This window comes from Pseudogracilibacillus sp. SO10305 (genome assembly GCF_037072005.1).
GTDB classification, from domain to species: domain Bacteria; phylum Bacillota; class Bacilli; order Bacillales; family Amphibacillaceae; genus Pseudogracilibacillus; species Pseudogracilibacillus intestinigallinarum.
Map to the genome: position 1 here is coordinate 93,212 of NZ_JAXHDE010000012.1, position 11,020 is coordinate 104,231.

Annotated in this window: 12 protein-coding genes; 1 reads left to right on the forward strand and 11 read right to left on the reverse strand. The window is 34.2% G+C overall.

Annotated elements, in window-relative coordinates:
* Positions 1 to 27: 27 nt before the first annotated feature.
* From SPD45_RS10580 to SPD45_RS10630, 11 genes are all read right to left on the reverse strand, one after another.
* A complete protein-coding gene (locus SPD45_RS10580) occupies positions 28 to 2,349 on the reverse strand; it encodes a DUF7507 domain-containing protein (protein ID WP_336267715.1) in 2,322 nt (773 codons plus the stop codon).
* 320 nt (positions 2,350 to 2,669) lie between these two features.
* Positions 2,670 to 3,080, reverse strand: coding sequence for a DUF3021 domain-containing protein (locus SPD45_RS10585; protein ID WP_336267716.1), 411 nt, complete (start codon positions 3,078 to 3,080; stop codon positions 2,670 to 2,672).
* Positions 3,070 to 3,531 carry a LytTR family DNA-binding domain-containing protein gene (locus SPD45_RS10590; RefSeq protein WP_336267717.1) on the reverse strand — a complete coding sequence of 154 codons (462 nt, stop codon included), beginning with the start codon at positions 3,529 to 3,531 and terminating at the stop codon, positions 3,070 to 3,072. Before SPD45_RS10590 ends, SPD45_RS10585 begins: the two co-directional genes overlap by 11 nt.
* Positions 3,532 to 3,551: 20 nt before the next feature.
* A complete protein-coding gene (locus tag SPD45_RS10595) occupies positions 3,552 to 4,298 on the reverse strand; it encodes an ABC transporter permease (protein WP_336267718.1) in 747 nt (248 codons plus the stop codon).
* A 32-nt stretch (positions 4,299 to 4,330) separates the two neighbouring features.
* Entirely contained in the window at positions 4,331 to 5,230 is a 900-nt protein-coding gene (locus SPD45_RS10600; protein WP_336267719.1) for an ABC transporter ATP-binding protein, read from the reverse strand.
* A 448-nt stretch (positions 5,231 to 5,678) separates the two neighbouring features.
* On the reverse strand, positions 5,679 to 6,221 hold the full coding sequence (locus tag SPD45_RS10605) for a DUF2812 domain-containing protein (RefSeq protein WP_336267720.1): 543 nt from the start codon (positions 6,219 to 6,221) through the stop codon (positions 5,679 to 5,681).
* Positions 6,205 to 6,537: a PadR family transcriptional regulator gene (locus tag SPD45_RS10610; protein WP_336267721.1), complete on the reverse strand. Its 333-nt coding sequence runs from the start codon at positions 6,535 to 6,537 to the stop codon at positions 6,205 to 6,207. Before SPD45_RS10610 ends, SPD45_RS10605 begins: the two co-directional genes overlap by 17 nt.
* 166 nt (positions 6,538 to 6,703) lie before the next feature.
* Positions 6,704 to 8,275 (reverse strand): Vga family ABC-F type ribosomal protection protein, encoded by a 1,572-nt coding sequence (locus tag SPD45_RS10615; RefSeq protein WP_336267722.1) that lies wholly within the window; start codon positions 8,273 to 8,275, stop codon positions 6,704 to 6,706.
* 349 nt (positions 8,276 to 8,624) lie between these two features.
* A complete protein-coding gene (locus SPD45_RS10620; protein WP_336267723.1) occupies positions 8,625 to 9,527 on the reverse strand; it encodes a DUF4097 family beta strand repeat-containing protein in 903 nt (300 codons plus the stop codon).
* Positions 9,520 to 10,080 carry an HAAS signaling domain-containing protein gene (locus SPD45_RS10625; protein WP_336267725.1) on the reverse strand — a complete coding sequence of 187 codons (561 nt, stop codon included), beginning with the start codon at positions 10,078 to 10,080 and terminating at the stop codon, positions 9,520 to 9,522. Before SPD45_RS10625 ends, SPD45_RS10620 begins: the two co-directional genes overlap by 8 nt.
* Positions 10,073 to 10,393, reverse strand: a complete 321-nt coding sequence (locus SPD45_RS10630; RefSeq protein WP_336267726.1) for a PadR family transcriptional regulator — start codon at positions 10,391 to 10,393, stop codon at positions 10,073 to 10,075. Before SPD45_RS10630 ends, SPD45_RS10625 begins: the two co-directional genes overlap by 8 nt.
* Positions 10,394 to 10,580: 187 nt before the next feature.
* On the opposite strand from SPD45_RS10630, the gene SPD45_RS10635 reads away from it, so the two are divergent.
* Positions 10,581 to 10,928 carry a DUF4260 domain-containing protein gene (locus SPD45_RS10635; protein WP_336267727.1) on the forward strand — a complete coding sequence of 116 codons (348 nt, stop codon included), beginning with the start codon at positions 10,581 to 10,583 and terminating at the stop codon, positions 10,926 to 10,928.
* Positions 10,929 to 11,020: the final 92 nt, after the last annotated feature.

Sequence of the window (11,020 nt, forward strand, 5' to 3'; positions counted from 1 at the left end):
TGTTTTTTCTATTTACAAGTTGCACAATCACACTTGTCGATTTACTTTTCTCCTCCAAATGAAGAAACCAATTCCTATAATAGCTAACAGAGCCCCGATAAGCATGATCGTATACGTATTTGTTGCAGTATTTGGTAGATGTAATCCTTTTTTCGCCTGTTCCTCTAATGTATTATTTGCTCCCGTTTCCTCCCCTACTTTTACAACTTCCACAGTCGTCTCTTCTTCGTTCAATTGCTCATCTGTTTTCGGTGTTTCATCGTCCCCATTTCTTACTTGTTCTACTTCGTTCACTATTGCATCATCTTTTTTTGACTCTCCTTCGATGACTTCGATGTCAAATACATCTTCATCCTGTATAGGCGTATCATCAAAGTCAGGTCCAGGTGTCGGTACAGTTGGTGTTCCTTCAACGATTGCGACATTATGAATCACATTTTCTTTTAAATCATTTTCTGTTACTTTATATGTTGCAGTAGCAACAAGTTGATCACCTGGCTCCAAAATGACATCACTTATTTTCCCAGCAACTACTTCATCATTCACTGTTTCATATTGAATATCACTCAACCCTACCATGTCATCGGTTAGGTGAATGTTTCCTAGCGGGATATTTCCATTATTTTTTATTGTAAATACATAGTTTATTTTTTCTCCAACTTCTACTTTGTCGTCATTTTCTAGCGATCCCTTTCCTACCTTCGTTAATTCAATCGAAGCTTGTTGATCCAGCATATTTACTATTGTCGTTCCATCTACATCCATCGTATAATGTACGACATCTTTTTCATGGACTGTGTAATCAATCGTCTCTCCTGTTCGGTCATATAAAAATAAATCCTCAAAACTAAAAGTCCATTTCCCTTCCTTATTGGCCGTTACTTCTGTTTCATCTACAACGATATTTTCTCCATCAGACGTACGAAGTAACTCTACCATAATTTCATCTGGTCGATACACTTCATAGCCAAAATCTTGCCACTCCTTCTCCCCGATAACCGATGTAGATACAGCCGATGCTTTCGGTTCTGGAAATGTATATGCTTCAGATGTCTCTACGATAGGAATTAATACAGCCTCTCCATTCGTTTCATACAATACATTCGGAATCATATGTTCCAGTTCTGTATCAATTTGAATTTTGTACCGAATATTTATTTCATCATTTGCCCCTAAATTTAATCCATCGACCATGACTTGGTCATTGTCGACAAATACAGATACATCCTGAAGTATATGTTCATTTGTAGCAGTAACATAATAATGACCATCTGATAAAGTTTCATCTGAAGCTTTCGTAAAGCTATCATTTTCTTGAATAATAAATTGCTCTCTAACCGGATCTATTATTTTCCCATCGACAACTGTATCGACTAATTCTTTCCCAATGTTTTGTAAAGATGTTTCTAATTTTGCTACATCATCGATTACATACGATTTGTCCGGAGAGGAAGCGATTTGCTGCACTAATTGTTCTGCTTCACCTTTTGTAATCCCTTGTTCTGCCGCTAATTCCACTCCAACCGTAAAGACATCATATCCTTTATTTTGCAGTGCTTTACTCTCAGCAATCGTTCGATTTCCATGTGCCGCTTCATAGTTTGATCCATCTCCTACAACAGACTTGCGATCATCCGCATAACTAAAAGTAGTCACACCATCCGTAATTAAAATAACCACTTTATTCGTTGCTGTACTTTGTGCTAATACTTTACTCGCTTCTTCTAATCCTTGTTGAGTAAACGTTCCACCATCCCATGTTTTTCCACGATTAGAAGGCACATTACCTGGAAGCTTGTCCGTAATATCTGCTGGATTTTTAGTAAAAGTTTTGAACGAATAATCATTCGTTGGACCATGTTCATATGTCGTTGTATTCCCAGCTGGCCAATTACGTTCTCTACCATCAAAAACAGCACTTCCATATGTAACTAAGGAAAATTGAAACAATGCATTATCTGCATGCAATATTTGTTGGACAAAATTGGTCGTCGCAGCCTTTGCAATACCGACACGATTTCTACTTTCCATACTATTTGAATTATCATAAACGAGTACAATATCTGTTGTCGTTTGTTCGGTTTTTTCTTTTCCTTTCACATGTAAATCGATAAAATATTCGCCTGGTTTATTACCAAAAGAAACGCTTTTATTTATAATAGCTCGTTCATAATCTCGTGCCCCATCACTATTTAAAATGGACCCGTGCCCTTCTTTTGTTTCTGTATGTTGTTCTTCTGCAATGATAATATTCGTTTGTAGAAAAGAGATAGGAAAAGAAATAAATAATAAACATATGACTAAAAATACGACTGTTTTTTTGCTACTAATTTTTAATACATTGTTCATGAAAATTCCCCCTTATATTGTTTCTATTTTTCTACTTATTGCATGAAATTACTTTAAGAGCATCGGTCCTTGACACATAAGTGCCAGATCATCTACATATCGTTACGTCATCACATTAACTCCTTTGAATTTATTTTTGGTGTTGCACAATGGATACGTATATTGCACCACATAACTCATGTCAATAATGCTCGAAATTTACAAAGTCATTCCAAAAATCGTTCGACAGATTAACAAAACTTATAGCCACGAAACGACAAAAAGATTCCAGCAAAAAATTGCTGAAATCTTTTTATTAGAAGAACATTACAATAAGTGTGTTATTTATTTTTCATTAAAGACTCATTCATAGAAGCTTCCACCCGTTTATAATATATGCGATAGCTATACCAAAAGACGAGATACACTACTGTGAACATTATAATAGAAATGAATATTGGGCCAATACGAATTGGAACCCAACCGACAGAAATAGCGATTATAAAATAAACGATAATCGACAGGCTATAATGGATGATTGTCTTTTTTAGTGGGCTCCATTTTTCTACATCAAATATAAAAGAAGCAAAGGCAAAATATATACTTAAAACGAATCCCATGCTCGTATATAGCCATATCGTTTGGATGGAAGGGTTCATATTTGCAAACATTAATACCGTTAAGGCGATAAAGGTTACAACCCCTCCATAAGCAAGCCCATATATAGCACGTTTCATGATCTCACTTATCATCTGTAAGCCCTCCAATCATTAGCTTTTCCTTTATGCTGTTTACATATTTTCTCGTAATATATTCTTTATTTCCCGAATGAAAATAAACACATAGATTCCCATTAAAAGATAATTCAAATCGGGCAATTTGGTGTAAATTCCCTATAACAGATTTGGAAAATCGCATGAAATGTCGAGACACCAACACCTCTTCTACTTCATATAACTTCATTCTAACCTCTATTTGTTCCTTTTGAACAACAGCATATGTTTTTCGATTTTCCACAAAAACATAATCGATATTAGCAGGTTCTAATAATATCGTTTGCTCCTCTTTCACACCGAATAAACGTTGTGGTTTTTGTTGTTTAATCATTGAAATTAAGTCATCTAACTCTTTGGACCATTCTTTCGCTTGTATTGTAATGGAAGTTTCCTCAAATTTATCGTCAAGGTCAATATGAATTTTCATGTTTCCCCTCCCCTAAACGATTAATGTTTAGCTTCGTTCAAAAAACGCGGATAGCGTATATAAGCTAATAGACAACCGATACTGCCATAAAGGAATAAAATAAATAAAGATAATAATAAATCGCCACCGGATAATGTATCAGTCATTGCTCCTTGATATGCTTGGTGTGCCCAATATTGCGGCGTTACTTTTGCAATAGTTTGAACAATGCTTGGCATCGTATCAATTGGCATCCATAACCCACCTAACATCGCCCCACCGAGCGCAATGATCTGTGTACATGCAATTCCCATATTTTCTGATCGGACGAATAATGCTAAAGCTAACCCTAAACCTGTTACTGCAAATGTAATAAACAGAGAAATAATAACAATATATAAAGGATTTCCTAGTGGAATATGGTAAACGATTTTACCAAATGTAAATAAGATTGCTATTTGAATGAACACGATGAAGATAAATGGCATCCATTTTCCAAGTAAAAAAGCGATGGACGAAATAGGCGTACTAGCTATTCTAGCAACCATACCCCCTTCTTTATCCTTTATAAAAGTTGTTACCATCGATATCATAATAAAAAAGATAAACATGACAACATAGCCTGGGACAATCGAGATAATGACTTCCTCTTTCATTGATTCCTCTATACCAGATGTAAATAAACTAATGAATAATACTGTAAATAAAATAGGTAAAATAACCGCCCAAAAGATCATTCCACGGTCTTGTAAATGCTTGATCCCTTCCGTCTGCATGATTGCTTTCATTTTTAATCCCTACTTTCTATAGTTTAGCATACCTATTCACGAAGTTGACTCCCTGTTAAGTGAAAAAATACTTCTTCTAACTTCGGTCGCATTATTTCTAACTGTTCTACATGGTAATCATTTTTAATACTATCTTCGATTATTTCTTGCATCACTTGTAGCGGAGATGCCGTCTTATATACATAACCATCCTTTTTAGGATGAACATTTGTAACAGTAGGTAAATCAATGACATGATTAGGTTTTCTTTTCACAAAAACCGACGGCTGACTATACTTATTTAATAACATAGATATAGTACCTGTTTCGATCACTTTACCATGATCCATCAAAGCAATTTCATCACAAAGTTGTTCTACTTCTTCCATGTAGTGGCTTACATAAATAATGGTCGTTCCTTGTTGTTTTAATCTTTCTATCATCTCGAATATATAATTTCTCGATTGTGCATCAATTCCAACTGTTGGTTCATCCATTATAATAATTGTCGGTTTATGCATGAATGCACAACCTATATTTAAGCGCCGTTTCATTCCTCCTGAGAAAGTATTCACTTTCTCATTTCCGTATACTGTTAAACCGATCTGTTCTAATACCTTTTCAACTTGTGCATGTAATTCTTTTCCGTGTAGCCCATACAATTTTCCAAAATAACGTAAGTTCTGTATCGCTGTGAGCTTTTCTTCTAAACAAATATGTTGTGGAACATAACCAATATTGTATAAATCTTTTTTTCCCTTTTCAGCTCCATTTATATAAAGGAAGCCTTTGTCACTTCGAATAATCGAAGTAATAATTTTTACGAGCGTCGATTTTCCAGCCCCATTCGGACCGACCAATCCGAAACAACTTCCTTTTCGTATCGTTACATTTATGTCATCCAGAACTACTTTTCCATTGTATGATTTATAAATATTTTTTAGCGTAATCATTGCACACAGCCCCTTTCCTTTGACTCATAATAATTACAGTATGGCAGTTTCATACTTATATTTGTGCTTCATATGTCTCTCTTTCATATTTTTGTGTGTAACATGATTGATTTGTTGTCTAACATTTAGGGCGAAAAAAACGAAGCTACAAATTGTAACTTCGATTTATCAATTACGTTTTTATATTAAATATTATTGTTCCGTCATTATCTACAGCGATATTTCTTGGGTGACTGGAATGTCAACACTAAATTGAACAAAACTTTTAAGGTTTTAAGCATTTAATAACTTGTGTTCAGCCGTTTATAACTTTACTAAGTTGTAAAGGTGCTGCTTTTTAACCTTTTTTAATTTTGCCAAGTATATCAACATGTTTACTCCTTTTATTCAGACATGTTGATTTTGTTTACATATTTCTCTTTGGCATTTTACAGTTACAAACGTTGCATTACAACTCTCCCCTTCTAGTGCTTTTCAATTGTCTGGTAAAGGCTGCAATAAATGTCATGATAGATGGTACGAACAAAACAATCATAATATATAGCCCTATGACACTTATTTCCTTAACAATTCCTGTCGTAAGTGTAGTAAGCATAATAAAAACTAATAGAAGTAAAGTGATACTGATTGCCCATTTCTGTAATGGTTTTCTTAGACGGTTATATTTCTCTATTGTTGTAATTTTGTCTGTATAAATAGGCTCTGTTTCTTTCGGGGCTTTAAATATGTGCATATTATACTCTGAACAGACATGCTCCCAACCTGCCATTTCAAATAATTCAAAGTACTCCTCCTTATCATTCTCCTCCACTAAGTGATAATCAATCGTATAGATGACTTCAGATGGTTCTCCTTTTTCTAACCCATATCCCATAAAACTAAATTTCTTTAAATGCCATCCTTGTAATGATTTCTTGCTTAACTTTTTCATATCTGATTTCTCCGAAAAAGCGAGACCACCAGACATCATATATTTAGTCTTTTTCTTCATTTTTTACTTCTCCTCTCAAACCTTTCTCTGCTAAATGAACCATTGCTTTCCGTCGGTCCAAATCCCACTCCAATGCGTTACGCCCTAGCTCTGTTAATACGTACACTTTTCTCCTTCCATCTGAAATATCATGTAATCTAATAAAATTTTCTTTCATCAGTTTTTTTATAATTGTATACAATGATGCTGGTCCAATTGTAAAATCACCTGCTGTCGTATCTTCAATTAATTTCATGACTGCATACCCGTGTCGAGGTTCAGTGAATGCCGCCATAATATAAAACATCGAATCTGTTAATGGTTCAAATGGTTTCATTTTCTCCTCCTGTGTATCACTTTATGATATATCCATTTATAATGTATCATAAGGTGGTATATCATACAATAAAAAATAAGACTTTTTAAGTAAAAGATGAATTACTCTCTTTTATACTTAAAAAAGTCTTATTATATCTGCTCTTTAATACTGACAAATTTCATTGCTAATTTTTATTCATGCGTCTTTTTTCTTCGAGTAAATTTTTAAATTCTTGTTCTAATGCTTCGGAAGGGTCTATACTTAACCGACTTATAATATCTGCAATTTTCGTTTCTAATAACAATAGTTCGTCTTCATTTCCCTTCTCTTGTGAAGGAATCTGTTGTTTCTCGTACTCTTCATACGTTCCATCAAAAATACGTATATGTTCATTTTTTATTTCTAATATTTTTGTTGCGACATTACGGACAAACATCCGATCATGTGTAACAAAGATAACTGTGCCCACATAATTTGTCAAAAGAGTTTCTAATGCTTCTAAGGAAGCGATATCTAAATAGTTTGTCGGTTCATCTAGTATTAACAAATTCGCTTCACTTAAAATAATTTTCGATAATGAAACTTTTACTTTTTCTCCACCACTTAACATATTTACTTTTTTATGAACATCGTCATTGAAAAAGTGCATTCGCGCAAGTACTGTACGAATAAATGTCTCATTTTGTTCTGAGGATGATTGTACATTTTCTAATATAGTTTTTTCACCATCTAAAATCGTCAAATTTTGTGCGAAATAACCGATTTTAATTGCTCGTGATCGTATTATTTCTTTATCATCATGTAATATTTTCTTTAATAACGTTGTTTTTCCGACGCCATTTTTCCCAATGATGGCAAGTTTTTCTCCATTACGCAAATGAAAGTCAACCGGTTTCCATAGCCGTCGATTTCCTACCTCGGCCTTCATTTGTTCGGTACGAAGAACAATGTGATAATGAAGCGGCTCCTTTTGTAACATATCCATTTTTATGTTTGGTAATTCCTTTGGTTTCTTAACTTTTTCTAATTTCTCTAATCTTGTTTCAAAAGCGGAAGCAGTTTTCCTTAATTTCTTCTGTTTGTTTGCGTAATATGGCTTTGCCCCTTTTTGTCTCGCATCAGACGCACCTAAATGTTTCGGTTTCTTCGTTGCCCGTTGTGCTCTTTCCTCCTTTTTTCTAATTGCCTCTCTCAATTGCTGTTTTTCTTTTTCATATTTTTCATATGCTAATTGTTGTTCATTTTTTTCCAACTCTTTTTGTTGCGCATAATCACTATAGTTTCCTGTATAGATTGTGATACGTCCATCATCCAGTTCCCATATTTCTGTACATAATTGATCAAGAAATACTCTGTCGTGTGACACAACGATTAGTCCACCCTGAAACGATTGCAATTCTTTTTCTAACCACTCAATATGAGACTCGTCTAAATTTGTTGTCGGTTCATCTAATAACAACAATCCTGCTTCACTATTAAAAGCATCTTGTAAATATTCTTGTGTTATTTCTCCTCCGCTTTTTGTTGTATCGGTTCGTTTTAGTTGTGGAACTAATTTGACAAAAGTAGACGGAGCAATCGTTCCTTCATCCGCTAATAATTCTCCTGCAATTATATGTAATAATGTTGTCTTTCCACATCCATTTCTTCCAACTAAACCGATTCGCTGGCCATCGTGCACTTGTAAACTATTTATTTGAAGTGATAAATGTTCATGAATAAAATACCTTAGCGATGTTCCTTCAAGTAAAAGCATATATTTTCCTCCCGATATCGTATTTAGGGGAAAATAAAAACCCCCATATTCATTCAGAATAGGAGGCTAAAAAACCGTATAGGTGTATACCTTAAAAGAGTTACCTCTCTAAAGGTCAACTACATATAACGATCTAATCCTATTCCGAAAATACATCATATAAGCGAGATGAAATAAGTTAAATGGGCAAACTTATTCCCGTGCTTATTGAATTTTTTTCTTTAAAATAGGATTAGTTGTTCATGTAATTGGATCACCCTTTCATGTTTATATGATGCATAGTTTACTATATGTAAGCTGTTTTAGTCAACATACATTTTTCACGTAAAACAATTATATCTGTGTTTTTTTAATTGTCTACGATTATTTTTCCATTATCCGCGCGTAAATTTATTTTATTTTCTCCAGCTCCATATGTGCCATGCGAAGTCTTTTCACCAAATAAAGTAATACTTCCATTATCAACTTGAGCATGAATTTCCGCATTTGTCGGTTTTTCACTTGTTTCAATATGGATTTTTCCGTTATCTGTAACGAACTCTAAAGGTGATGCTAATGTTGTTGTCGTAAAATGAATTTTTCCGTTATTCGCTTTCGCGGATATAGTACCGGCAATTTCCGTTAATTCAATTTTTCCATTTGAAGTCGATATTTCCGAAGATTCGATGTCTGCATGACTAAAAATGATTCTCCCATTATCCGCTCGGAGTTTAACTGTTTCGCCTGTGACGCCATCCACTCTAATTTCGCCATTATCGGAGGTTACCTCCATTTTTTTTGCATTACTTTCTTTCACCTCTAATAGTCCATTATCTGCATGCAATGTCAATTCACTCGCATGTAAACCGTCCGTATTAACTTTTCCATCATCTGCCTCTGCCTTCACTACATCATACTCATTTTCTGGGACAAATAAATGAATTTTAACATTCCGAGTATCGAAGCCCAAACTAAAAAACTTTTTCGATTTATCTTTATAGTTCACATGTAAAGTTCCATTAGTTATATTTAAGGAAAAGTTTTCTTCAAGATTATAACCTATGACCTCTACTTTAGGTTTTGTTTCATTTGTAGATGAAACCGAGATTTCTCCGTCACTGGCATTTACTTCTATGTTCGAAAAATCCGTACTACCTAATTCTCCCGTTACAGTATCTGCTTTTGGAACGGTTTTGTATGTCATAATACTACCAATCAATCCTATCATAAAAATAATTGCCGCTAAAACAGATAAGCGTTTCATATTAAGCATGCTCAAGCCCACCTTTTACAAGTTTCGTATTGTATTTTAAATAACGAATAAAACCTCTCATACATACTTTCGTCATACCATAAGATGCGATGATGATGAATAGGCCTAATCCACAAAGTACGAGCGAATTAAACAAATCAAACAGTAAAAATACCTCTGGGTATATAGCCACATTCACTAACACGACGAACGGAGCAGCGGCAAACCCTATTCCGACACCCCAACTAGCAAGAAGTAGTGAGGCAATAACGAGAAATGGTCCAAGTACGATAACTAAATTAAAAAAACCTAAACCTATTACCATCCAAGTCGCTTTTAAAAAGTTTCCAATGGAAGTGTTTTTTTCAACTTTTTCAATTTGATATGTCGCCACTAATTCTTTTCCAATTAATTTAGGATTGCCTAGAGCTACTGTCATTTCTTCTTCACTTTTCCCATCCAATTGGCCCATCTGAAAATATTCTTCATAGTCTTGTAAAATTTTCAATTGTTCTTCTTTAGGTATTTTTGCTATGGCACTCCGTAACTCTTTAATAAACCGTTCTTTATTCATGTCGTCCCTCCTCTATCAATGCATTCACACCACGGGTAAATTTCTCCCACTCTACTAATTGTTCATCTAAATACGAACGCCCTAACTCTGTTAATTGATAATATTTTCGTGGCGGACCTTCTGTAGATTCTTTTAAATACGTTGTAAAATACCCTTCCTTTGTCAAACGACGCAGAAGTGGATAAACAGATCCCTCTGATATCGAAATTTGATCCGATATTTTTTGGACTAACTCGTAACCATAGTGATCTTGTTTATCAAGTAATACAAGCACGCATAAGTTTAATACTCCTTTTTTAAATTGAACATTCATTGTTTTCTCCTCCACTACTATACAATGTATAGTACCAACTTATAGTTCATACCATTATAAAAAGATTTTATCATACGGTACTGTTCATTACAAGGTACTGTTTTATATTTCTTCTCTCTTATCATAAATATGATAAAATTAACATAAATTGATATAAATAACGGATCGTCGGAAGGTGTGTTCTCGCTTGAACAAATTACTTTTACACGTAGAAGGGTTAGTTTTCTTTATCGTAAGTACCTATGTATATTTCTATTTGGGTTTTAGTGGATTACTATTTGCGATCCTTTTACTCGCACCAGATATATCAGCAATTGGTTATGTATGGAATAATAAAATAGGAGCCATTTTGTACAATCTTTTTCATACGTATACAACACCAATTGTTTTATTGTTAGTTGGCTATTTTTTGCATTATCAAATCTTCACCATGGTAAGCCTTATTTGGATTGCACATATTGGAATGGATCGAACGGTTGGATACGGTCTAAAATATATGACTAATTTTAAAGACAACCATTTGAATCGGGTGTAATGTGGTAATGAAATTTTTTTTAGTAGAGATGTACTTTAGAGGTGTAATTGTGGTCTCCCTGTCATAATTCCGCAAGTGGGTGATGGTTTTGA

Excerpts from the sequence above, each read along its gene's own strand:
- SPD45_RS10580 (WP_336267715.1), bottom strand. The coding sequence starts at position 2,349 with ATGAACAATGTATTAAAAATTAGTAGCAAAAAAACAGTCGTATTTTTA.
- SPD45_RS10585 (WP_336267716.1), bottom strand. The coding sequence starts at position 3,080 with ATGATAAGTGAGATCATGAAACGTGCTATATATGGGCTTGCTTATGGA.
- SPD45_RS10590 (WP_336267717.1), bottom strand. The coding sequence starts at position 3,531 with ATGAAAATTCATATTGACCTTGACGATAAATTTGAGGAAACTTCCATT.
- SPD45_RS10595 (WP_336267718.1), bottom strand. The coding sequence starts at position 4,298 with ATGAAAGCAATCATGCAGACGGAAGGGATCAAGCATTTACAAGACCGT.
- SPD45_RS10600 (WP_336267719.1), bottom strand. The coding sequence starts at position 5,230 with ATGATTACGCTAAAAAATATTTATAAATCATACAATGGAAAAGTAGTT.
- SPD45_RS10605 (WP_336267720.1), bottom strand. The coding sequence starts at position 6,221 with ATGAAGAAAAAGACTAAATATATGATGTCTGGTGGTCTCGCTTTTTCG.
- SPD45_RS10610 (WP_336267721.1), bottom strand. The coding sequence starts at position 6,537 with ATGAAACCATTTGAACCATTAACAGATTCGATGTTTTATATTATGGCG.
- SPD45_RS10615 (WP_336267722.1), bottom strand. The coding sequence starts at position 8,275 with ATGCTTTTACTTGAAGGAACATCGCTAAGGTATTTTATTCATGAACAT.
- SPD45_RS10620 (WP_336267723.1), bottom strand. The coding sequence starts at position 9,527 with ATGCTTAATATGAAACGCTTATCTGTTTTAGCGGCAATTATTTTTATG.
- SPD45_RS10625 (WP_336267725.1), bottom strand. The coding sequence starts at position 10,080 with ATGAATAAAGAACGGTTTATTAAAGAGTTACGGAGTGCCATAGCAAAA.
- SPD45_RS10630 (WP_336267726.1), bottom strand. The coding sequence starts at position 10,393 with ATGAATGTTCAATTTAAAAAAGGAGTATTAAACTTATGCGTGCTTGTA.